Genomic DNA, 21,023 nt, shown 5'->3' on the forward strand with positions numbered 1-21,023 from the left:
GGGCCTCCTTGGCTCGGCCTCCTTGGCTCGGCCTCTGACCCCGGCCCTTCGACTGGGCCTCTGGCCGGGCCCCATGACCGGGCGCCTGGCTGGCTGGGCGCCCTGGCCGGGCCTCCCTGGTCGGGCCCCTGGCCGGCTGGGCCACGGTCGGCGCCCCCGGCCAGGCCCCTGACGATCCGGGCGCCGCCAGCCGGCCCACGGCCCCGGACGCCTCCCGTAGGCCCCTGACCGGCCGCTGTCGCAGGCTGTGCGGAGGCGGTGGACGCACTGTCAGTGGGATGCGGCAGACTCGGGGCGTGCGAAAGATTCATGTCATCGGTATCGGCGCGGGCGACCCCGACCAGCTGACCCTGCAAGCGGTCAAGGCGCTGCGGAGCACGGACGTGTTCTTCCTGCTCGACAAGGGCGAGGTGAAGAGCGATCTCACCCAGCTCCGCCGGGACATGCTGGACGCGCATCTGCCCGAGGGGTCGTACCGGGTGGTGGAGGCCCGCGACCCGGAGCGGGACCGGGCGGCGGGCGGGTCGGCCTACTCACCGGCCGTCGGGGACTGGCGCAGCGCCCGCGCCGGGATCTACGAGCGGCTGATCGCCGACGAGCTGGACGAGGACGGCACCGGCGCCTTCCTGGTCTGGGGCGACCCGGCGCTGTACGACAGCACGCTGGGCATCCTGGAGGAGGTGCTGGAGCGGGGCGCGGTGGAGTTCACGTACGACGTGGTGCCCGGCATCAGCAGTGTCTCCGCCCTGGTCGCCCGGCATCGCACGGGGCTGAACCGGGTCGCCCGGCCGGTGCAGATCACCACCGGGCGGCGGCTGGCCGAGGGCTTCCCGGAGGGGGTGGACGACGTGGTCGTGATGCTGGACGCGCACCAGGCCTTCCGGCGGTACGCCGAGGAGGACATGGACATCTACTGGGGCGCCTACATAGGCACGCCGGACGAGATCCTCGTCTCCGGGCCGATCGCCGAGGCCGCTCCGCGCATCGAGCGGGTGCGGGCCGAGGCACGCGAGCGCAAGGGCTGGATCATGGACACGTACTTGCTGCGCCGGCACCCGTCGCGGGACGAACGGGACTGACCCGACCGCGCTCAGGCCGCCGCGCGGCGCTACGGCCCGTGGCCGGTCTGCGGGAGCACGCCCCTGGCGCGACACCGGCCGGAGGATGACCCTGGTCGCCCGTCGCCCCTGGTCGCCCGTCTCTCTCCCTGGATCGCGATCGACCGGCCCCCGGCGACCGTCCTCACGCCGGACTGAAACCCAGCCGCTCCAGGGCCCCCGCCACGTCGGGTACGGCGGTCACGCCGGCCGGCAGGGCGGGGCGGCGTACGACGACCACGGGGAGTCCCAGCTCCCGTGCCGCCGTCAGCTTCGCGGCCGTCGCCTCTCCGCCGCTGTCCTTGGTGACCAGGACGTCGATGCGGTGGGCGCGCAGGAGTTCCGTCTCGCCGGTGACCGAGAAGGGGCCCCGGGCCAGGACGACGCTGGTGTCCGGGGGCAGCGGGGGCTCGGGCGGGTCGACGGAGCGGACGAGGAAGCGCAGGTCCGTGAGGTGGGCGAAGGCCGCGAGGCCGAGGCGGCCGGTGGTGAGGAACACCCGGCGGCCGAGGCCGGGCAGCGCCTCGGCGGCTCCGGCCAGGGACGGGACGTCGTACCAGCGGTCGCCGGGGCCCGGCCGCCAGCCGGGGCGGCGCAGGACGACGGCCGGAACGCCCGTGGCCCGCGCCGCGCGGGCCGCGTGGTCGGTGATCGACTCGGCGAAGGGGTGGGTGGCGTCCACCAGGGCGTCCACCCGGTGCGCGCGCAGCCAGTCGGCGAGGCCCTCCGGCCCGCCGAAGCCGCCGGTCCGCACCTCGCCGGGCAGCGCCCCGGGCCGGGTGACCCGGCCGGCGAGCGAGGTGGTGACCCGGAGCCCGGGCCGGGCGGCGAGGTCGGCGGCGAGGCGACGGGCCTCGGTGGTGCCGCCGAGGATCAGGACGTGCGCGGGCATAGGGGTGAGCGTACGAGGTGGTACGGGCCGGTCGGCCGCCGGGTCGCTACGGTCGGGCCATGGAGTCCTTGGCGTCCGCGCGTGCCGTTCTGATCGACATCGACGGGGTCCTCACCGTGTCCTGGAAGCCGCTGCCTGGTGCGGTGGAGGCGCTGCGTGGTATCCGCGCGGCCGGGCTCGGCGTGGCCCTGGTGACCAATACGACCTCCCGAACCCGGGAGTCGATCGCCGAGACGCTGTCGGAGGCCGGTTTCGAGGTGGACGCGGAGGATGTGCTGACCGCGCCCGCCGTCACCGCCGCCCATCTCGCCGAGCACCATCCGGGCGCCCGGTGTCTGCTGCTCAACAGCGGGGACATCGCGGCGGATCTGGGCGATGTCGCGCTGGCCGAGGAGGGCGCCGACGTGGTCGTGGTCGGCGGCGCCGGGCCGGGGTTCGACTACGAGGCGCTCAACCGGGCCTTCGGCGAGTTGCAGCGGGGTGCGCGGCTGGTCGCCATGCACCGCAACCTGTACTGGCGCACCGACGCCGGGTTGCAGCTGGACTCGGGTGCGTTCCTGCTGGGGCTGGAGCGGGCGGCGCGGGTGGAGGCGGAGGTCACGGGCAAGCCGTCCCGGGCGTTCTTCGAGGCGGCGCTGGCCCGGCTCGGAGTGGACGCGGAGCGGGCGCTCATGGTCGGCGACGACATCGAGTCGGACGTGCTCGCGGCGCAGCGGGCCGGGCTCACCGGGGTGCTGGTGAAGACGGGCAAGTACCAGCCGGAGACGCACGAGCGGGCGAGTGGCGACCCGGACCACGTCGTGGACTCCTTCGCGGACGTCCCGGGGCTGCTGGGGCTAGCGGAGTAGCAGTTGCAGGCCGCCCACGATCGTCGCCGCGATCACGAGTTGTTCGAAGAGTCGCTGGTTGATCCGGTTCACAGCCCACTTGCCGAACAACGCCCCGGGCACAACGAACACCACGAGCGCGGCGTCAAGGAGCAGCGAGTGCCCGTCGATCAGGCCCAGTCCGGCGCTGAACGGCACCTTCGAGACGTTCACGATGAGGAAGAAGAAGGCGGAGGTGCCAAGGAAGCCAAGCTTCCGGAAACCGGCGGACAGCAGGTACATCGACATCACCGGCCCGCCCGCGTTGGCGACCATCGTCGTGAACCCGCCGAGCGCGCCGTACGAGCGGGCCTTGACGCGGCCCGCCCGGGAGCCGGCCGCGTCCGGCTCCTCCGGGGTCCCGGGAGTCCGCCGTCGCCACAGCGTCACCCCGGCCATCAGCAGCAGGATCGCGCCGATCGAGGTCCGTACGATCCCGTCGTCGGCCCACACCAGGAAGAGCGTGCCGGCCACCACGCCCGCCGCCACGGCCGGGAACAGCCGCCACAGTGTGGGCCAGTGCGCGTGCCGCCGGTAGGTGAGGACGGCGAGCACGTCGCCGGCGATCAGGACGGGCAGCAGTACGCCGGTGGAGGCGCGGGCGGGCAGGACCGCCGCGAAGATCGCGAGGCTGACCGTGTTGGCCCCGCTGACGGCCGTCTTGGAGAAGCCGACGAGCAGGGCCGCGCAGGCGAGCGCCGCGAACCCCCAGCCGGATATGTGCCAGAGCGTCATCGTGTTCATGGAGGAACCGATGCTATGCACATGCATGGGTCCGGCGTAAGGAGCGTCTCGCCGGTCGGTCCGGGTGCGACGGCCGACGTACCGCCTAGCGGCCCGTGTACCGCGCCCGCAGCTCCCGCTTGAGCACCTTCATGCTCGGCCCGAGCGGCAGCGCGTCCGCGAGTTCGACCCGCCTCGGGTACTTGTGCTTGCCCAGGTGCTCCTTGGACCACTCGGTGAGCGCGGCGGGGTCCGGCGTGGTGCCCCGCGCGGGGACGACGACCGCGCACACCTCCTCGCCGTGCAGGTCGTCGGGCAGGCCGATGACGGCGGCCTGGGCGATCTCCGGATGGCGCATCAGGACCTCCTCGACCTCCCTCGGGTAGACGTTGTAGCCGCCGCGGATGATGACGTCCTTCTTGCGGTCGACGATCCGCAGGAAACCCTCGTCGTCCTTGACGCCGAGGTCGCCGGTGCGGAACCAGCCGTCCACCAGGGCCTCGGCGGTGGCCTCGGGGCGGCCGAGGTAGCCGGAGAAGACGTTGTGGCCACGGATGACGACCTCGCCCAGCTCACCGGGCGGCAGCAGTTCGACCCGGCCCTCGACCTCGGCGCGGGCGATCTCCACGTCGATGCCCCACAGCGGGTGGCCGATGGTGCCGGCCCTGGTGCCGAACACCGGCTGGTTCACGGTGGCCGTCGGCGAGGTCTCCGACAGCCCGTACCCCTCGTAGATCTTCGCGCCGAACGCGGCCTCGAACCGCTCCAGGACGGCGACCGGGAGCGAGGCCCCGCCGGAGACGCACACGCGCAGCCCGGGGAGCCGCTCCGCGTCGGCGGCAGCCGCCGCGAGGGCGACGAACATGGTGGGCACGCCGTGGAAGGTGTTCACGCTTTCCCGCACCATCAGCTCGATGGCGCGGGCCGCGTCGAAGCGGGGCAGCAGCACGAGCGTGGCGCCGGCCCGCCAGGTGGAGTTGAGCGAGACGGTCTGGCCGAAGGCGTGGAACAGCGGCAGCGCGCCGAGGGCGATGTCGTCGGCGCGGATGTCGTTGGCGTCGAAGGCGTTGACGGTCGCGTTCATCACCAGGTTGAAGTGGCTGAGGACGGCACCCTTGGGCACACCGGTCGTACCGCTGGTGTAGAAGATCACCGCTGGGTCGTCGGCGGCCCGGGTGACGTACGACGGGAGGGGCTCGGCGTCGGCCGCGAGCTTCTCGAACTCCGCGCCGAGGGTGACCGCTCGGACGCCGGTGGCGCCCGCGGCGGCCGTGCCGGTCTCCGCCTGCGCCGGGTGCACCAGCAGCAGGGTGGCCCCGCTGTCCCGCAGGACGTGCTCCACCTCGCCCGACGACAGCAGCAGGTGCACGGGGACGACGACCCCGCCGGCCGCGGCGATCGCGTAGTACGCCACCGGGAACTCCGCGGTGTTGGGCGCCATGAGGGCGACCCGGTCGCCTGGCCGTACGCCGAGGCCGGTGAGCGCGCCCGCCTGGGCCAGCGCGCGCCGCCACACCTCGGCGAAGGTGAGCCGCAGGTCGCCTTCGACGAGGGCGGTCTTGCGGGGGCGGCGCCGGGCGTTCTCGGCGAGGATGGCGGCGACGGACAGGGTGGCCATGGAGTGCTGCTCCGTTTTCCTTGCTGCGGCTCGTGTACCGAATCCCCTTGCGGGGAGCCCCCGTTGGGGACGCTCTAGTGCCTCTCGACCAGCACCGCGCTCCCCTGCCCCACTCCCACGCACATCGTCGCGAGCCCCCGCTCCGCCCCCGTGCGGCGCATCCGGTGCAGCAGGGTGGTGAGGATGCGGGCGCCGGAGCAGCCGAGGGGGTGGCCGAGGGCGATGGCGCCGCCGGTGGGGTTGACCAGGTCGGGGTCGATGCCCAGCTGGTCGACGCACGCGAGTGCCTGCGCGGCGAACGCCTCGTTGAACTCGGCCTCCTGTACGGCGCCGATGTCCCAGCCGGCCCGGGCCAGCGCCTTGCGGGTGGCGGGGACCGGGCCGAGGCCCATCACGTCGGGGTGGACGCCGGCGGAGGCGCCCGCGATGTAGCGTCCGAGGGACTCCAGCCCCAGCTCGTTCAGCGCTTCCTCGCTGACCAGCAGCAGGCCGGCCGCGCCGTCGTTCATCGGCGAGGCGTTGCCGGCGGTGACGGTGCCGTCCGCGCGGAAGACCGGCCTCAGCCGGGACAGCTTCTCCAGCGAGGTGTCCTCGCGGACGCACTCGTCCTGCTCGACCACGATGCCGTCGGGGCGCTCGACGGGCAGGAGTTCGTCGTCGAAGTGGCCGTTCTTGCGTGCGGCGGCGGCGAGCTGGTGGCTGCGCAGGGCGAACGCGTCCTGGCGCTCGCGCGGGATGCCGTACCGCTCGGCGACCTCCTCGGCGGTCTCGCCCATGGAGAGCAGGCCGTGCAGCTCCTTCATGGCGGGGTTGACCAGCCGCCAGCCGAGCCGGGTGTCGTGGGTCTCGATGCGCTGCGGCAGGGCCTCGTCGGGGCGGGGCAGGACGAAGGGGGCGCGGCTCATCGACTCGGAGCCGCCGGCGATCACGATGTCGGCCTCGCCTGCGGCGATGGTCCGGGCGGCGGTGGTGACCGCTTCGAGTCCGGAGGCGCACAGCCGGTTGACGGTGGCGCCGGGCACGGAGTCGGGCAGTCCGGCGAGCAGGGCGGCCATGCGGGCGACATTGCGGTTGTCCTCGCCGGACTGGTTGGCGGCGCCCCAGTAGACGTCGTCGATCCGGGCGGGGTCGAGCGCGGGCACGTCGGCCACCAGGTGGCGGATCACGGTGGCGGCCAGATCGTCGGGGCGGACGGAGGAGAGGGCTCCGCGCAGCTTGCCGATGGGGGTGCGGCGGGCGGCCGCGAAGTGGACGGGACGCACGGCTGGGACTCCTGACCTACGACGCTACGGATCAGCACGGACCTCGCGACAGCCGTTCACGCTGTGCGGAAGCCATTAATTAGCACTGCTAGTTTTGGACTATAGACCGCCGAGCGCCCCGCTGGGAAGATCCCCCAGGACCTTCACCGAGGCAGCTGGAGGAGAGATGCCCCACGTCCGCGAGCACGTCCTCGACGGCACGCACGGAGCCCTCGCCGTACGGGAGTGGCCGCATCCGGCCCCCCGCTACCTGGCGCTCCTGGCGCACGGGTACGGCGAGCACGCCGGCCGGTACGCGGAACTCGCCGCCCGGCTCACCGGGCACGGCGCCGCCGTGTACGCGCCGGACCACGCCGGCCACGGCCGGTCGGCCGGGGAGCGGGTGGTGATCGAGGACTTCGAGGACGTGGTCACGGACGTGCACACCGTGGCGGACGCGGCCCGCGCCGCGCGCCCCGGCCTGCCGCTGGTCCTGGTCGGCCACTCCATGGGCGGGCTGATCGCGGCCCGCTACGCCCAGCGGTACGGCGACGAGCTGAGCGCCCTGATCCTGTCCGGCCCGGTGATCGGCGCCTGGGAACTGCCGGGGCGGCTGCTGGCCCTGGAGGAGATCCCCGACATCCCGATCAGCCCGTCCGCGCTCTCCCGGGACCCGGCCGTGGGCGCCGCGTACGCGGCCGATCCGCTGGTCTGGCACGGGCCCATGAAGCGGCCGACGCTGGAGGCGTTCGCCCGGACGCTCGAAACCGTCGCCCGGGGCGGTGACGTCGGCGGGCTGCCGCTGCTGTGGCTGCACGGCGACGACGACCGGCTGGTGCCACTGCCCGGGAGCCGGACCGGGGTGGAGCGGCTGAGCGGCGGCCGGCTGACCGAGCGGATCTTCCCGGGGGCGCGGCACGAGGTGTTCCACGAGACGTGCAAGGAGGACGTCCTCGCCGAGGCGCTGGGCTTCCTGGACCGGGTACTGCCCCGCTGATCAGCCGGTTTGCTCCCTCGCGCAGCGGGCACCCGCCCTGTCGGACATGACCGTGGACAGCTGCCGAAAGGGGATATACGCACCATGACCGTGGTCAAGAGCACGCTGCCCGAGGAGGCGCTCGGCGTCACCGGGACCGCCTTGCAGGAGACCCTGGTCGACCTGCTCGGGCTGTCGCTGGTCGGCAAGCAGGCGCACTGGAACGTCGTGGGCCCGCGGTTCCGGTCGATCCACCTCCAGCTGGACGAGGTGGTCGCGACGGCCCGGAGCCATTCGGACACGGTGGCCGAGCGTGCCGCCGCGCTGGGCGTGCCGCCGGACGGCAGGCCGGAGACCATCGCCGCGACCTTCGCGCTGCCCGGCACCAAGGACGGCTGGCTGCGTGACACGGAGGTCGTGGAGCTGATGGTGTCGGCGCTGGAGACGGCCGTCGGCCGGCTGCGCGAGCGGATCGAGGCGACCGAGAAGGCCGATCCGGTCACCCAGGACCTGCTGATCTCCGTCACGGCCGATCTGGAGAAGCAGCGCTGGATGTTCGAGGCCGAGAACCACCCGCGCGACGACGCCGCCAGCTAGTACACCCACTCCCGCAAGAGAAGGGGGAGACCCATGGCCGACGCCCTGGAGATCGAGGCGCTGTGGGAGGACTTCCACCGCGTGGTGAACATGACCTCGGCGGAACTCGCGGCCTGGCTGAAGGTCCGGGACGCCGACGAGGAGACGGAACCGCTGCCGGAGGAGGCGGGCACGCCCACCGGGCAGCATGTCCTCGCCATCCTCCAGAAGCGCCGTACCGACCTCACGGAGGACGACATCCGGGTCATGCACAAGGTCGTCGACACGGTCGCCGACCTGGTCGACCTGGAGAACGAACCCGAGCCGGAGAACACGCCGGAGGACACCCGGCGGCGGCACCGGCTGATGACGCTGGGCCACGACCCGCTCAAGCCCTAGCCGGAGCCCGATCATGAGCCGGGACGAACGGGTCGTGCGCGAGCTGGTGTCCGAGTACGGGCGGACGTACGCCGAGGAGGCGGGCATCCGCCTGAAGGACACCCCGCAGCCGCTGTACCGGCTGCTCGTGCTGTCCCTGCTGCTCAGCGCCCGGATCCGGGCCTCCGTCGCGGTGGCCGCCGCGCGGGCTCTGCACGAGGACCACCTGGACAGCCCCCGCCGGATGGCGGAGGCGGACTGGCAGCAGCGGGTGGACGCGCTCGGCCGGGGCGGCTACCGCCGGTACGACGAGCGCACCGCCACCCAGCTCGGCGACGGCGCGGAGCTGCTGACCGAGCGCTGGGGCGGCGACCTGCGCCGGCTGCACCGGGAGGCGGACGGCGACACGGGTGAGTTGAAACGGCTGCTCCAGGAGGAGCCGGGCATCGGGCCGGCCGGCGCCGACATCTTCCTGCGCGAGGCGCAGCGGGTCTGGCCGGACGTCGGGCCCTACCTGGACGGCAAGGCGCTGTCCGGGGCCGGGCGGCTCGGCCTGCCCAAGGACCCGGAGAAGCTGACCGAGCTGGCCGGGGACACCCAACCAGCCGTCCTGGCCGCCGCGTTGGTCCGGGCGGCGCTCGACAAGCAGGTGGCCGAAGACTGTCTGCGCCGGGCCGCGTGATCGTGTCAGACTGCTCCCCGCACGTCCCGGAGTGACCACCGGGACCGGACGGGTGGAGGAGCAGCGCGTGACGGGGACCGGGCCGAAGATCCAGGACGGCATCGACACGACCCGGCCGCATCCGGCCCGGGTCTACGACTGGTTCCTCGGCGGCAAGGACAACTATCCGGTCGACGAGGAACTGGGCCGGCGGATCGCGGCGATCGACGGGGGCGCCCCGAAGGCCGCCCGCGCCAACCGGGCGTTCATGCGCCGCAGCACGCGGGTGCTGGCCACGGATCGGGGAATCCGCCAGTTCCTGGACATCGGCACCGGCATACCGACCGAGCCGAACCTGCACCAGATCGCCCAGTCCGTGGCCCCGGACGCCCGCGTGGTGTACGTCGACAACGACCCCATCGTGCTGGCCCACGCGAACGCGCTGCTGCGGGGCAGCCCGGAGGGCGTGACGGAGTATGTGCAGGCCGACGCCCGCGATCCGCAGGCGATCCTCGAACAGGCCGCCCGCGTCCTGGACTTCGACCGCCCGGTGGCCCTCTCCCTCATCGCCCTGCTCCACTTCATCGCCGACGAGGACGGCGCCCACGACCTGGTGAACACCCTGGTCGGCGCGCTGGCGCCGGGCAGCTGCCTGGTGCTGTCGACCATGACGGCCGACTTCGAACCGGAGAACGTGCGGCGGGGCATCGCGGCCTACGCGGCCGGCGGAGTCACCCTGGTGGCGCGTTCGCACGCCGAAGTGGGCACCTTCTTCGAGGGACTCAGGCTGCTGGAGCCCGGGATCGTGTCGGTGGCCGAGTGGCGGCCCGAGGGTGCGCCCGACGGGCCGATCTCGCTCTACGGCGGAGTCGCGGTCAAGCCCTGACCCCGTCGTACGGCAGGTCCAGCACGCGGGCGATGGTCCGCAGTACGCCGTCGTCGTTGTTGGACGGGGCCAGGTGGCGGGCCCGCCGGATCACCTCGGGGTGGGCACCCGCCATGGCGAAGGACCACTCGGCGGCGTCGAGCATCTCCAGGTCGTTCAGGTAGTCGCCGAACACCATGGTCTGGGCGGGCGTGATGCCGAGCGCCCGCTGGAGGCCGCGCAGGGCGGTGCCCTTGTCGGCGGTGCGGTTCATCACGTCCACCCAGTGCTCGCCGGAGACGACGACCTGGTGCGTGGCGGCGAACTCCACGAGCGCCGGGGCGGTGGTGTGCTCGGCGGACCCGAAGTCGAACAGCGCGACCTTGATCACGTCGTCGTCCACGGCGGTGACGTCCTCGACGATCCGGTGCTCGACGTAGTACTTGCGCACCTCCGCCACAAACGCCTCGTCGGTCCGCTCGACGTACGCCGCACGCTTGCCGCAGACGACGGCGCCCACGTCCGCGCCGCCCGACACCAGCCGACGTACCGTCCGGGCGACCCCGGCGGCGACGGACCGGTCCAGCGGGTCGGAACTCAGCTCCACGCCGTCGCGGACCACGTACGTGCCGTTCTCCGCGATGAACACCATGCCCTCGGCGACTTCCGCGAACTGCCGGAACAGGGTGGCGTACTGGCGTCCGCTCGCCGGGCTGAACAGCACCCCGCGGCGGCGCAGTTCGGCGAGCATCGGCCACAGCCCGCCGGGAATCCGCTTGGCGTCGTCCAGCAGTGTGCCGTCCATGTCGGTGACGATCAGCCGGATGTCGGCGGGGCCGGCGGGCTGGCCGGAGGCGTCGAGGAGGGGCGTGGGCGTGGCGGGCATGTCCTTCTTCCGGTCGGGGGCGGGGATACCGGTCCAGTGTTGCTCATGCGCCCGGCGGGCCCGGAACCGCCGGGGGGCCGGGGCGCATGCCGGCGCGGAACCGCCGGGGGCGGGGCGCACGCCTGTCCGGAACCGCCCAGCGTGCCCGTTTCCCGGGACAGCGCGATCAACGGGGGGCACAATGACGGCGGAGAACCGCACGTGAGAAGGGCGGACAGGTGAGCGAGGTCGACTCCCCGGGGGCCGGACCGGCACGGCTGAACACCACCGTGGCGCACAACGCCCGGGTCTGGAACTACTGGATCGGCGGCAAGGACCACTACGAGGTCGACCAGCGGGTGGGCGAGCAGATCGCCGGGATGTTCCCGGTGATCCGGACGGTGGCACGCGCGGACCGGGAGTTCCTGGGGCGGGCGGTGCGCTTCCTGGCCGCCGAGCGGGGCATCCGGCAGTTCCTCGACATCGGCAGCGGCCTGCCGACGGCCGACAACACGCACGAGACAGCGCAGCGGATCGCGCCCGAGTCCCGGATCGTGTACGTCGACAATGACCCGATCGTGCTCGTGCACGCCCGCTCGCTGCTCACCAGCTCGCCCGAGGGCGTCACGGACTACATCGACGCCGACGCGCACGCCCCGGACTGCATCCTGCGGCGGGCCGCCGAGACCCTGGACCTGACCCGGCCGGTCGCGGTGCTGATGCTGGGCATCCTCAACTTCGTGCTGGACACCGGCGAGGCCCGGGACATCGTGCGCCGGCTGATGGCGGCGGTGCCCCCCGGCAGCCACCTGGTCCTCACCCATCCGACGGACGACCGTGACGTGGGCGGCGAGGGCAACGTGGCCGCCATGGAGTTCTGGAACGCCCACGCCACCCCGCCGATCACCGCCCGTGGCCGCGCCGACATCGCCGGGTTCCTGGACGGCCTGGACCTGGTCGAGCCGGGCCTGGTGCCGTGCTCGCAGTGGCGCGCCGAGTCGGCGTCCGCCGCACCGGTGCCGCAGTTCGGCGCGGTGGCCGTGAAACCCTGACCCCGGCCGCGCGCGGGGCCGAGCCCGCCGAGGAGGACGTATGACGACTTTCGCCGACCCCGTGCCCGGCGGCCGTCCCGGGGATCTGCGCCGGGTCGCCGGCCTGACGGCCGACCTGGCCGCGCAGGGGGTGCGCGGCGTCGTGCTGGCGTACGTGGACACCGCGGGCGTCGGCCGGGTCAAGACGATCCCCACGGCGCGGCTGGAGGCGGCCGTGTCCTGGGGCGTCGGCATGTCCCCGGTGTTCGACACCTTCCTCGCCCACGACTCCATCGTCACCACCGACGTGCTCGGCTCCCCCGACGGCGACCTCAGGCTCTACCCGGACCTGGACCGGCTGGTGGCGCTGGCCGGGCAGCCCGGCTGGGCATGGGCGCCGGTGGACCGGATCACCCAGGAGGGCGCCCGGCACCCCGGCTGTACCCGGACCCTTCTGCGCCGGATCGTCACCGACGCTGCCGAACGGCACGGCCTGGCCTTCAAGGCGGCGATCGAGATCGAGTGGTCCGTCGGGCTGGGCTCGGCGCCCGCCGGGGAGTTCGTGCCGGCCGTCTCCGGACCGGCGTACGGCGCGATCCGGCAGGTCGGGCTGACCGACTACACCGCCGACCTGCTGGCCGCGTGCGCCGCGCAGGGTGTGGGGGTCGACCAACTGCATCCCGAGTACGCGCCCGGGCAGTTCGAGATCTCGGTGGGCGCCCGGGATCCGGTCGCGGCGGCCGACCTCAGCGTGCTGGTCCGCCAGACCATCCGGGCGGTGGCCCAGCGGCACGGCCTGCGGGTGTCGTTCGCGCCCGCGGTGTCCGCCGAGGGCGTCGGCAACGGCGGCCATCTCCACCTGTCCTGCTGGCGCGACGGCGTGAACCTGCACGCCGGCGGCGAGCACCGGTACGGCATGACGGCCGAGGCGGAGTCCTTCGCCGCCGGGGTCCTCGCCCACCTCCCGGCGCTGACGGCGGTCACCGCCCCCAGCCCGGCCAGCTATCTGCGGCTGAAGCCCTCCCGGTGGGCCGGGGTCTTCACCGCCTGGGGCCGCGAGACCCGGGAGGCCGCCCTGCGGATGATCACGGGCACGGCGGGCCGCCACGACCAGGACGCCAACATGGAGGTCAAACCGGTCGACCTGGCCGCCAACCCCTATCTGGCCCTCGGCTGTGTGATCGCGGCCGGACTCGACGGCGTGACGGCGGCCCGCGCCCTGCCCGACGAGATCACCGGCGACCCGGCCCGCTACGGCCCCGACGAGGCGGCGGCCCTGGGCGTACGGCGGCTGCCGCAGTCGCTGCCGGAGGCCGTCGAGGAGTTCCGCGCGGACCCGGTGCCACGGGCCGCGCTGGGCCCGGTCCTCGCGGACGCGGTGATCGCCGTACGGCTCGGCGAGGCAGCGGCCGTCGACGGACTCGACCCCGACCAGGTGGCGGCGGCCTACCGCTGGACGTACTGACCATGGCCGCACCCGGACCGGTCCACGAGGCCCTCGCCGCGCTGCCGCTCGTCGACCACCACTGCCACGGCGCGGTCACGGCCGACCTGAGCGGCGAGGAGTTCGCGTCCCTGATCACCGAGGGCGCGGCCTGGCCGGGCGTCTCGCCCTTCGACAGCCCTGTCGGCCTGGCCGTCCGCCGCCACTGCGCGCCCCTGCTGGACCTCCCCCGGCACGCGCCGCCCGCCGACTACGTGGCCCGGCGTGCCCAGCTCGGCTGGCGGGAGGTCAACCGCCGCTTCCTCACGGCGGCCGGAGCCGGGGTGTACTGCGTGGACACCGGCTACGCCCCGCACCCGGTCACCACCCCCGCCGAGCTGGCGGCGGCCGCCGGCGCCGCCGCCTGCGAGGTCGTACGGCTGGAGCAGATCGCCGAGTCGGTGGCGGCGCGGGGCGTGGAGGCGGGCGAGTACGCGGCCGTGTTCCGCGCCGCCGCCGAGGAGGCCGTACGGCGGCCGGGCGTGGTGGCGGTGAAGTCGGTCGCGGCCTATCGCACGGGTTTCGCCCTGGACCCGGAGCGCCCGGCCGAGGCCGAGGTGACACAGGCCGCCCGGCACTGGCTGGCGCGGGGCGGACGCCTCACCGACCCGGTCCTGGTCCGGCACCTGCTGTGGACCGCCGTCGAGCTGGGGCTGCCGTTGCAACTGCACACCGGCTTCGGCGACGCGGACGTACGGCTGCATCGCGCGGACCCCGCCCTGCTCACGGACTGGCTGCACCGGACCGCCGGGACGATCCCGGTGCTGCTGCTGCACTGCTGGCCGTACCATCGCCAGGCCGCCTATCTGGCCGCGGTGTTCGAGCAGGTGTACCTGGACGTCGGTCTCGCCCTGCACTACACCGGCCCGGCCCGCTGCCGGGCGGTGCTGGAGGAGGCGCTGGAGATCACTCCGTTCCGCAAACTGCTGTACAGCTCCGACGCCTATGGTGTGGCCGAGTTCCACCACCTGGGTGCCCTGTGCTTCCGGCAGGGCCTCGCCGGTCTGCTGCAAGACCGCGTGGACGCCGACGAGTTGAGCCTTGCCGACGCCCTGCGGATCGCGGCCTGGACGGGCCGCGACAACGCCCGACGACTGTACGGACCGCCCGTATCCGAACCGACCCGCGATTCCAGCGGGCGCCCCACCCGGAAAGTATGATCAAGCAATGTCTGACATGACCGAAACCACGCCCGGCTGGCTGACCACGGACGAGCTGGAGATGGCCAGGGCCCGGATGCCGATCCTGTACGTCGAGGCCGTGCCCGTGCGCGTGGACGACAGCGGTGAAGTCACCAGCATCGGACTGCTGCTGCGCATCGGCCCGGACGGCACGGTCAGCCGGACCCTGGTCTCCGGCCGGGTGCTGCACCACGAGCGGGTCCGCGACGCGCTGCTGCGCCACCTGGAGAAGGACCTCGGGCCGGTCGCCCTGCCGCGCGTGCCGGCCTCGCTCCAGCCGTTCACGGTCGCGGAGTACTTCCCGACGGCGGGGATCACGCCGTACCACGACCCGCGCCAGCACGCGGTGTCCCTGGCCTACATCGTGCCGGTGACCGGCGACTGCCGGCCCCGCCAGGACGCGCTGGACCTCGTCTGGTTCAGCCCCCAGGAGGCCGCCTCCCCGGCGGTGCAGAACGAGATGCCGGGCGGCCACGGGGTCCTGCTGAAGCAGGCGCTGGCCCATGTCGGTCTGGCCCTCTGACCGTGCGGCCGGCGCCGCCTGTCCGGTCGTCCAGCGGGACGACCGGACAGGCGGCGGGGTTCAGCAGAGGCAGGGGTCGGTGCCCCAGCCCAGGCCGATGACGTCCTTGTCGCGGAGGGCTCCCTGGTAGGCCTGGACCTCGTCCACGTCGCCGTGCAGGTACTCGCCCCAGCCGTCGCCGACCCGGCCCCGGCCGATCTGCAACGGCCCGTCGCTGTGCCGGCCGTCGGGCAGGGCGGCGGTGGCGTCGTCGTTGGTGTGGCCGTCGAGATACAGCTTGATCCGGTCGTCGGCGTCGTCGTACACCACGGCCAGCCGGTGCCCCTGTCCCTCACCGCCGTCCGGGGCGGTGATCTGGGAGACCACGGTCTCCGGTGCCCCGGGGGCGTCCTTCCGCGGCACGATCAGCTGCCAGGCGTGGACCGCGGGGTCGTAGCGCACCTTGAAGGCGTCGGTGTACCGGCCCGCCTGGGACAGGACGGTCATCGGACGGTCGGGGTCGGAGTCCGCGAGCCGGACGACGACGCCGACGGTGAAGCTGTCGCCGGTGTCCACGACGGGCCGGTCGGCGGCCGCGTACGCCGTCTGGCCGTCCAGCTGGAGATGGCCGTCGCCGACCAGCGCGTAGGGCACGTCGGGGCAGTCGGGGTCGAACTCCGGCAGACAGGAGCCGTCCGGGCCGCGATGGATGGCGGCACCCCCGTGCAGCGTCAGGGGCGACGCGCCGCTCTGGTCCGGGCTGGCACCGCCGGTCGCCTCCTCCAGGGACCAGTGCCCGCGCGGGTCCGGCTTGCGGCGCGCCAGCTCGGCGGCCTCGTCGGGGACGACGACGCGGTCGTGGACCCGCACGTCGCCCAGCGTGCCCTCCCAGTGATGCCGGTAGTCGCCGTCCTGCCGGGCCCGGCCGATCTGGAAGGAACCGGTGGTCGCGGCCGGCGTGGCGACCTCGGGGCCGGCCGGGCGGCCGTTGACGTACAGCCGCATCCGTCCGGTCTCGGCGTCGTACAGGCCGAGCAGATGCGCCCACTCGCCCGCCTCGGGCGCGCCGCCCGTGACCCGGGCGTCACCGATGGCGAAGGACCAGACCGGCCCGCCGTCCTCGGTGCGCAGGCCCAGCTCGAAGCCGGCGGTGTCCCCCGCGTCCTGGCCGGCGACCGCCATGTCCCGGTTCGTGCGGTCGGGGCGCGCCCAGGCGCTGACGGCGAAGGTGCGGCGCGGGTCGGCGGCGGCGGTGTCCGGGGTGAGGTAGGACTGCCCGTCACCGTCGAGGTGGGCGGCGGAGGCGAGGGAGGTTCCCGGTGGGGCGTCCGCGCCGAACCGGACACCCGACCCGGCGCGGGCGTCGGGGCCGGTCTGCGCGGCGGCGCCGGTGGATCCGGCCGCGTCGGTGAGCGCCCAGTGGGCCACGGGTGCACGGCCGGACCTGACCCGGAACCAGTAGGTGGCCGAGGAGCTGCTGCGTCCGGCGCGGTCGATGGCGCGCACGCTCAGGTAGTCCGTGCCGGAGCGCAGCGGCAGGTGGCGGATCGTGACGGGGCCGCCGAGTTCGTCGGGGAGGGCGGTTTGCTGGGGCCCGCCGATGAAGCTGTACACGTACTGTGCGACGTCGTCGGAGGGCGAGTCCATGGTGAAGCCGCCGTAGACGCCGACGCCGTCCTGGATCTGCTCCTCCGGGTAGTCCGGGGACGTGACCGCCGGGGCGGCGGGGCTCGTGTCGTCGTACACGAACTCGCAGACGGCACCCGGGGCCTCGTCGCTCCACGGGGACGCGGCCGCCGCGTCGTGCGCGCGGACGCGCCACGAGACGGTCGTGCCGGCGGGGACGTCCTCGGACATCCGCCATTGCTGCCGGGTGCCGGACGGCAGCTCGGGCGTGGTGTACGTACGGCGCTGCACCGCCCCGTCGGAACCCGTCCACCAGGCTTCGAACTCCGCCGAGACCATGCTGGCCTCACTGGGCTGGTTGTCCTCCTCGGGGTCGTACAGCACGGCGCTCAGCGTCGGAGGCGCGCCGACGTACACCCGGTCCGGTCCCGAGGCGCAGGGCCGGGTTCCGGTCTGGAGATCCTTGACCAGTGGCTGGAGCGGCGGCAGGTTGCCGGCGGCGGAGGCGGCCCCGGGTGCCCCCAGCACGGCGGCCACGACGGACCCGGCCACGGCGATACGGCGGCCTCTTCCCCAACTCCGGCCGCTCGTCGGTAATTTCACGTGTCACCCTCCCCTGTGGTGCCCGTGATCTCCACGAGCCGGATGAGGCTAACAGCGGCCACCGACAGAGCCAGGTCTTTTTCCGGGACACGAACAAGGCCGCCTGCTCACCTCTGAGCAGACGGCCTCTGTCCTTGCGACTCCTATGAGTCGGGACGACAGGATTTGAACCTGCGACCCCTTGACCCCCAGTCAAGTGCGCTACCAAGCTGCGCCACGTCCCGGTGCCGTTTGACCTGGGCTTTCCCCGGCCGAACGCGCAGGGAAACAATACCGCACTCCGCTCGGTGGTCGCGCGCCCTTTTGTTGTTGACCTCAACTTTGGTTGAGGTTGCACGATCATCGGCATGACGATCGCGACGGACCAGAGCCGTACGTACGGCTACGACGACCTGCCCCGGCTGATGGCGCTGATGACCGGTGACGAGAAGCACGGACCGGCGGCCACCTCCACGCTCGACGTGCTGTGGGTGCTCTACGACCGGGTGCTCCGGGTCGCTCCCGAGCGGCGGGACGACCCGGCCCGGGACCGGTTCCTGCTGAGCAAGGGGCACGGGCCCATGGCGTACTACGCCGTGCTGGCCGCGAAGGGGTTCGTGCCCGTCGAGTGGCTGCCGGACTTCGGGTCCTACGACTCCCCGCTCGGGCACCACCCGGACCGTGTGCTGGTGCCGGGGGCCGAGATCGGCAGCGGATCGCTCGGGCACGGGCTGCCGATCGCCGTGGGCACCGCGCTGGGCCTGCGGGCACAGGGCCGGCCCGATCCGGCGGTCTGGGTGCTCATCGGGGACGCCGAGCTGGACGAGGGCAGCAACCACGAGGCGATCGCCTTCGCCGGGCCCGCCGGACTGGACCGGCTGCACACCGTCGTCATCGACAACTCCTCCGCCAGCCACGCGCTGCCCGGCGGGATCGCCGCCCGGTTCGAGGCGGCGGGCTGGTCCGCGGTGACCGTCGACGGGCGCGACCACGAGGCGCTGTACGCCGCGTTCACCGCGCCGCATCCCGGCCGGCCGCGTGTCGTCGTGGCCCGCGTCGAGCCGAAGAACGCCTGACTTCCCGGAAAGGGTCTTTCTGATGGACACCATGCGTGACCGTTTCGCCCCCGTCGTCTCCCGGCTGCTGGACGAGGACCCGCGGGTCGCGGTCGTCCTCGCCGAGATCGGCCGGGACGGGTTCCGCGAGGCCGAGCGCCGGCATCCCGACCGGGTGATCAACGTCGGCATCCGCGAACAGCTGCTGGTGGGCGCGGCGGCGGGGCTGGCGCTCACCGGGCTGCGGCCGATCGTGCACACCTTCGCCAGCTTCCTCGTGGAGCGGCCGTTCGAGCAGGTCAAGCTGGATCTGGGGCATCAGGACACGGGTGCGGTGCTGGTGAGCGCCGCCGCCTCCTTCGACTGGCCGGCCGGCGGCTTCACCCACATGGCTCCGGGCGACGTGGCCCTCCTCGACACGCTGGACGGCTGGACCGTGCATGTCCCCGGGCACCCGGACGAGGCCGAGACGCTGCTGCACCACGCGGTCGCGGCGGGGGACGACCGGGTGTACGTGCGGCTGTCCGTGCAGTCCAACCGGCAGGGCCGGGTCATCGACGGACAGCACTTCGTCACGGTCCGCGAGGGCCGCTCGGGAGTGGTCGTCGCCGTCGGCCCGATGCTGGACCCGGTCCTCGCCGCGACGGAGGGACTGGACGTGACCGTGCTGTACGCGACGACCGTACGACCGTTCGACGCGGCCGGGCTGCGCCGGGCGACGGAAGCGGCGGCCACGGACGTCGTGCTGGTCGAGCCCTACCTGGCCGGGACGTCGACGACCGCGGTGAGCGAGGCGCTGACCCATGTCCCGCACCGGGTGCTCGGCCTCGGCGTCACCCGCCGCGAACTGCGCCGCTACGGCACGATCGAGGAACACATGGCCGCACACGGCCTGAACACGACGACCTTGCGGGAGCGGATCGGCCACTTCGTGGGGGCAGGACGCGGGTGAGCGCCGGGGGCGGGGGGTGCGGGCGTGCCGGCCTGGACCAGGTCCCCGGGCGAGACCGCGCGCTCGCGGTCCGGCGGAGGCGGTCGCATCCGGCCCGCGCGGTCGGGATACGGCGGGTGGTCGTGTCGGCCCGGACCAAGTCACGGCTGAGACCTCGCGGTCAGGGTGGAGGCGGTCGCGTAGGCCCCGACAGATCGCGTCGGCCCCGCACTCAGGGTCCAGCGGATGCGGTCACGTGGGCCCGGACCAGGTCGCGTCCGGCCCTCCACTCAGGGCGCGGCGGCGTCGGTCTCCCACCGGGCCACGCCCACCCCTCGCGCTCAGGGTCCGGCCGATACGCTCACGTCGAACCCGACCAGCTCGCACCCGGCCCTCGCACCCGGCGTCCGGTCGATACGTTCACGTCGGCGCCCGCACCAGGTCGCATCCGGCCCTCGCGGTCACGGTGTGGCGGGTGCCGGTGTGTCGGCTCGGACCAAGTCGCGTATCGGGGGAATCGCCAGCAGGATCGCCGCCACCGCCAGGCTCATCGCGCCCGCGGTCAGCAGGACGTGGTCGGCGCCGAGGGCTTCGGCCGCCGGGCCCGCGAGGGCCTGGCCGACCGGCATCATGGCGAGGGAGCCGGCCACGTCGTAGGCGTGGATGCGGTTGAGGACGTCGGCCGGGACCTGGGTCTGCACGGTGGTCGCCCACATCACGCCCCAGAACGACATCCCCGCACCGGCGACCGCCGCCCCGGCCGCCATGGCCGGTACGCCCAGGCCCGCGCCCACCGTCGCCGGGAAGCCGAAGAAGGCGAACAGGGAGACCGCGCCCGCGCGGAGCATGCGGCGGGGGCGCAGCCGCAGGGCGAGCAGGCCGCCGATCACCGTGCCCGCCCCGAGGGCCGAGTTGACCAGGCCGTAAGCGCCCGGGCCGTGGTGCCGGACCACCTCGGTGGCCACCAGGGGGACGGTCGGACCCCATACGGCGATCATGTAGAGGCACCAGACGGCGATCACCCCCCACAGCCAGGCGCGGGAGCGGAACTCCCGCCAGCCGTCGACGAGATCGGCGCGGAAGGCGCGCAGGGCGGAGCCGGTGGCGGCGCGGGCGGCGACGGGAAGCGGGCCCAGCCGGAGGAGCAGCAGGCACAGGGCGCTGAGCGCATAGGTGGCGGCGTGCGCGGCGAAGACCCCGCCGGGTGAGGCGAGGCCCACCAGGACACCGGCGACGGCCGGACCGGCGAGCTGGGCGGCGGACTCGGCGATGCGGATCGCGCCGTTCGCGCCCTGGATGTCGGTGGCGAGGCGGGGCACGGTGCTGGCCACGCCCGGCTGGAAGACCGCACCGGCCACGCCGTTGACGACGCCGATGGCACAGATCTGCCACAGCACCACGTGCCCGGTGAAGAACAGGCCCGCCGCGAGGGACTGGGTGCCGAGCCGGACGAGGTCGGCGCCGATCATCAGCCTGCGCGTGCTGAACCGGTCGGCGATGACCCCGCCGAAGACGACCAGTCCGGCGAACGCGGCGGCCGTGGACGCCATGGCGAGGCCGACCGCGCCCGCCCCGTACCCGTGCTCCAGCAGGCCGGCGGCGAGGGCGACGGGCAGCATGGTGTCGCCGAGGCGGGCGACGGCCCGGGCCACGAAGAAGAGCACGAAGTCCCGCGACCAGACCGCCGGGGCACCGGCCGCCGCCTTCCGCACATCCTGGGCGGCGACCTCGCGCCGCGCGTCCGTTCCGGTCATCCCGAGCACTCCCCTCCCCGACCCGGCCGTTCACCGCCGTGCCGTTCCCCGTCCGTTCCGTTCCCCGTCCGTGCCGTTCCCTCTCGCTGCACGCCGAGGCGGGACGTCCCCTCTCGCTGC

Annotated in this window: 20 protein-coding genes and 1 tRNA gene; 13 read left to right on the forward strand and 8 right to left on the reverse strand. The window is 73.7% G+C overall.

From position 1 onward, the window contains the following. The first annotated feature begins 296 nt into the window (after nucleotides 1–296). Nucleotides 297–1,079 carry a precorrin-6A synthase (deacetylating) gene (cobF, locus tag ACZ4WH_RS26550; protein WP_468184853.1) on the forward strand — a complete coding sequence of 261 codons (783 nt, stop codon included), beginning with the start codon at nucleotides 297–299 and terminating at the stop codon, nucleotides 1,077–1,079. 163 nt (nucleotides 1,080–1,242) lie between these two features. On the opposite strand, the gene ACZ4WH_RS26555 is transcribed toward cobF, so the two are convergent. After that, on the reverse strand, nucleotides 1,243–1,989 hold the full coding sequence (locus ACZ4WH_RS26555; protein WP_468184855.1) for a cobalt-precorrin-6A reductase: 747 nt from the start codon (nucleotides 1,987–1,989) through the stop codon (nucleotides 1,243–1,245). 59 nt (nucleotides 1,990–2,048) lie between these two features. Here ACZ4WH_RS26555 and ACZ4WH_RS26560 point away from each other — a divergent pair, with 59 nt between their 5' ends. Next, nucleotides 2,049–2,837, forward strand: coding sequence for a TIGR01458 family HAD-type hydrolase (locus tag ACZ4WH_RS26560; RefSeq protein ID WP_468184857.1), 789 nt, complete (start codon nucleotides 2,049–2,051; stop codon nucleotides 2,835–2,837). Here the strand turns inward: ACZ4WH_RS26560 and ACZ4WH_RS26565 are convergent. The 3 genes from ACZ4WH_RS26565 to ACZ4WH_RS26575 all read right to left on the reverse strand — a co-directional run bounded on the left by ACZ4WH_RS26565 (nucleotide 2,826) and on the right by ACZ4WH_RS26575 (nucleotide 6,458). Then, nucleotides 2,826–3,599 (reverse strand): sulfite exporter TauE/SafE family protein, encoded by a 774-nt coding sequence (locus ACZ4WH_RS26565; RefSeq protein WP_468184915.1) that lies wholly within the window; start codon nucleotides 3,597–3,599, stop codon nucleotides 2,826–2,828. The genes ACZ4WH_RS26560 and ACZ4WH_RS26565 overlap by 12 nt on opposite strands. 85 nt (nucleotides 3,600–3,684) lie before the next feature. After that, on the reverse strand, nucleotides 3,685–5,196 hold the full coding sequence (locus ACZ4WH_RS26570; protein ID WP_468184860.1) for a long-chain-fatty-acid--CoA ligase: 1,512 nt from the start codon (nucleotides 5,194–5,196) through the stop codon (nucleotides 3,685–3,687). 74 nt (nucleotides 5,197–5,270) lie between these two features. Beyond that, entirely contained in the window at nucleotides 5,271–6,458 is a 1,188-nt protein-coding gene (locus tag ACZ4WH_RS26575; protein ID WP_468184863.1) for a thiolase family protein, read from the reverse strand. 166 nt (nucleotides 6,459–6,624) lie between these two features. Here ACZ4WH_RS26575 and ACZ4WH_RS26580 point away from each other — a divergent pair, with 166 nt between their 5' ends. From ACZ4WH_RS26580 to ACZ4WH_RS26600, 5 genes are all read left to right on the forward strand, one after another. Then, a complete protein-coding gene (locus ACZ4WH_RS26580) occupies nucleotides 6,625–7,434 on the forward strand; it encodes an alpha/beta hydrolase (RefSeq protein ID WP_468184865.1) in 810 nt (269 codons plus the stop codon). A gap of 84 nt (nucleotides 7,435–7,518) precedes the next feature. Further along, entirely contained in the window at nucleotides 7,519–8,010 is a 492-nt protein-coding gene (locus ACZ4WH_RS26585) for a Dps family protein (RefSeq protein WP_468184867.1), read from the forward strand. A 33-nt stretch (nucleotides 8,011–8,043) separates the two neighbouring features. Then, on the forward strand, nucleotides 8,044–8,388 hold the full coding sequence (locus ACZ4WH_RS26590; RefSeq protein ID WP_468184870.1) for a DUF3140 domain-containing protein: 345 nt from the start codon (nucleotides 8,044–8,046) through the stop codon (nucleotides 8,386–8,388). Between the two features lie 13 nt (nucleotides 8,389–8,401). Then, complete coding sequence (locus ACZ4WH_RS26595) at nucleotides 8,402–9,049, forward strand: HhH-GDP family DNA glycosylase (RefSeq protein WP_468184872.1); 648 nt, start codon at nucleotides 8,402–8,404, stop codon at nucleotides 9,047–9,049. Between the two features lie 67 nt (nucleotides 9,050–9,116). After that, nucleotides 9,117–9,914: an SAM-dependent methyltransferase gene (locus ACZ4WH_RS26600; protein ID WP_468184874.1), complete on the forward strand. Its 798-nt coding sequence runs from the start codon at nucleotides 9,117–9,119 to the stop codon at nucleotides 9,912–9,914. Here ACZ4WH_RS26600 and ACZ4WH_RS26605 read toward each other — a convergent pair. After that, complete coding sequence (locus tag ACZ4WH_RS26605; RefSeq protein ID WP_468184876.1) at nucleotides 9,904–10,779, reverse strand: Cof-type HAD-IIB family hydrolase; 876 nt, start codon at nucleotides 10,777–10,779, stop codon at nucleotides 9,904–9,906. The genes ACZ4WH_RS26600 and ACZ4WH_RS26605 overlap by 11 nt on opposite strands. Before the next feature lie 218 nt (nucleotides 10,780–10,997). On the opposite strand from ACZ4WH_RS26605, the gene ACZ4WH_RS26610 reads away from it, so the two are divergent. Genes ACZ4WH_RS26610 through ACZ4WH_RS26625 form a run of 4 tightly spaced genes read left to right on the forward strand, consistent with a single transcriptional unit; the run spans nucleotide 10,998 to nucleotide 14,976 of the window. Continuing rightward, nucleotides 10,998–11,810, forward strand: a complete 813-nt coding sequence (locus ACZ4WH_RS26610; RefSeq protein WP_468184878.1) for an SAM-dependent methyltransferase — start codon at nucleotides 10,998–11,000, stop codon at nucleotides 11,808–11,810. A 40-nt stretch (nucleotides 11,811–11,850) separates the two neighbouring features. Continuing rightward, a complete protein-coding gene (locus ACZ4WH_RS26615) occupies nucleotides 11,851–13,254 on the forward strand; it encodes a type I glutamate--ammonia ligase (RefSeq protein ID WP_468184881.1) in 1,404 nt (467 codons plus the stop codon). A 2-nt stretch (nucleotides 13,255–13,256) separates the two neighbouring features. Then, nucleotides 13,257–14,432 carry an amidohydrolase family protein gene (locus ACZ4WH_RS26620; protein ID WP_468184883.1) on the forward strand — a complete coding sequence of 392 codons (1,176 nt, stop codon included), beginning with the start codon at nucleotides 13,257–13,259 and terminating at the stop codon, nucleotides 14,430–14,432. A gap of 7 nt (nucleotides 14,433–14,439) precedes the next feature. Continuing rightward, nucleotides 14,440–14,976: an NUDIX hydrolase family protein gene (locus ACZ4WH_RS26625; RefSeq protein WP_366749135.1), complete on the forward strand. Its 537-nt coding sequence runs from the start codon at nucleotides 14,440–14,442 to the stop codon at nucleotides 14,974–14,976. Nucleotides 14,977–15,036: 60 nt separating this feature from the next. On the opposite strand, the gene ACZ4WH_RS26630 is transcribed toward ACZ4WH_RS26625, so the two are convergent. Together ACZ4WH_RS26630 and ACZ4WH_RS26635 are read right to left on the reverse strand one after the other, a co-directional pair. Further along, nucleotides 15,037–17,133 (reverse strand): LamG domain-containing protein, encoded by a 2,097-nt coding sequence (locus ACZ4WH_RS26630; protein WP_468184885.1) that lies wholly within the window; start codon nucleotides 17,131–17,133, stop codon nucleotides 15,037–15,039. Nucleotides 17,134–17,334: 201 nt separating this feature from the next. Continuing rightward, nucleotides 17,335–17,408: transfer RNA gene (locus ACZ4WH_RS26635), tRNA-Pro, on the reverse strand. Between the two features lie 123 nt (nucleotides 17,409–17,531). On the opposite strand from ACZ4WH_RS26635, the gene ACZ4WH_RS26640 reads away from it, so the two are divergent. After that, nucleotides 17,532–18,239, forward strand: a complete 708-nt coding sequence (locus tag ACZ4WH_RS26640) for a transketolase (protein WP_468184888.1) — start codon at nucleotides 17,532–17,534, stop codon at nucleotides 18,237–18,239. A gap of 22 nt (nucleotides 18,240–18,261) precedes the next feature. Next, the gene (locus tag ACZ4WH_RS26645) at nucleotides 18,262–19,170 is read left to right on the forward strand and encodes a transketolase family protein (RefSeq protein WP_468184890.1); all 909 of its coding nucleotides are present in this window, start codon (nucleotides 18,262–18,264) and stop codon (nucleotides 19,168–19,170) included. A 440-nt stretch (nucleotides 19,171–19,610) separates the two neighbouring features. Here ACZ4WH_RS26645 and ACZ4WH_RS26650 read toward each other — a convergent pair whose 3' ends face one another. Further along, a complete protein-coding gene (locus tag ACZ4WH_RS26650) occupies nucleotides 19,611–20,903 on the reverse strand; it encodes an MFS transporter (protein ID WP_468184892.1) in 1,293 nt (430 codons plus the stop codon). Nucleotides 20,904–21,023: the final 120 nt, after the last annotated feature.

The organism is Streptomyces sp. NPDC029138 (assembly GCF_055564375.1).

Excerpts from the sequence above, each read along its gene's own strand:
- ACZ4WH_RS26555 (WP_468184855.1), bottom strand. The coding sequence starts at position 1,989 with ATGCCCGCGCACGTCCTGATCCTCGGCGGCACCACCGAGGCCCGTCGC.
- ACZ4WH_RS26560 (WP_468184857.1), top strand. The coding sequence starts at position 2,049 with ATGGAGTCCTTGGCGTCCGCGCGTGCCGTTCTGATCGACATCGACGGG.
- ACZ4WH_RS26565 (WP_468184915.1), bottom strand. The coding sequence starts at position 3,599 with ATGAACACGATGACGCTCTGGCACATATCCGGCTGGGGGTTCGCGGCG.
- ACZ4WH_RS26570 (WP_468184860.1), bottom strand. The coding sequence starts at position 5,196 with ATGGCCACCCTGTCCGTCGCCGCCATCCTCGCCGAGAACGCCCGGCGC.
- ACZ4WH_RS26580 (WP_468184865.1), top strand. The coding sequence starts at position 6,625 with ATGCCCCACGTCCGCGAGCACGTCCTCGACGGCACGCACGGAGCCCTC.
- ACZ4WH_RS26585 (WP_468184867.1), top strand. The coding sequence starts at position 7,519 with ATGACCGTGGTCAAGAGCACGCTGCCCGAGGAGGCGCTCGGCGTCACC.
- ACZ4WH_RS26590 (WP_468184870.1), top strand. The coding sequence starts at position 8,044 with ATGGCCGACGCCCTGGAGATCGAGGCGCTGTGGGAGGACTTCCACCGC.
- ACZ4WH_RS26595 (WP_468184872.1), top strand. The coding sequence starts at position 8,402 with ATGAGCCGGGACGAACGGGTCGTGCGCGAGCTGGTGTCCGAGTACGGG.
- ACZ4WH_RS26605 (WP_468184876.1), bottom strand. The coding sequence starts at position 10,779 with ATGCCCGCCACGCCCACGCCCCTCCTCGACGCCTCCGGCCAGCCCGCC.
- ACZ4WH_RS26615 (WP_468184881.1), top strand. The coding sequence starts at position 11,851 with ATGACGACTTTCGCCGACCCCGTGCCCGGCGGCCGTCCCGGGGATCTG.
- ACZ4WH_RS26620 (WP_468184883.1), top strand. The coding sequence starts at position 13,257 with ATGGCCGCACCCGGACCGGTCCACGAGGCCCTCGCCGCGCTGCCGCTC.
- ACZ4WH_RS26625 (WP_366749135.1), top strand. The coding sequence starts at position 14,440 with ATGTCTGACATGACCGAAACCACGCCCGGCTGGCTGACCACGGACGAG.
- ACZ4WH_RS26640 (WP_468184888.1), top strand. The coding sequence starts at position 17,532 with ATGACGATCGCGACGGACCAGAGCCGTACGTACGGCTACGACGACCTG.
- ACZ4WH_RS26645 (WP_468184890.1), top strand. The coding sequence starts at position 18,262 with ATGGACACCATGCGTGACCGTTTCGCCCCCGTCGTCTCCCGGCTGCTG.
- ACZ4WH_RS26650 (WP_468184892.1), bottom strand. The coding sequence starts at position 20,903 with ATGACCGGAACGGACGCGCGGCGCGAGGTCGCCGCCCAGGATGTGCGG.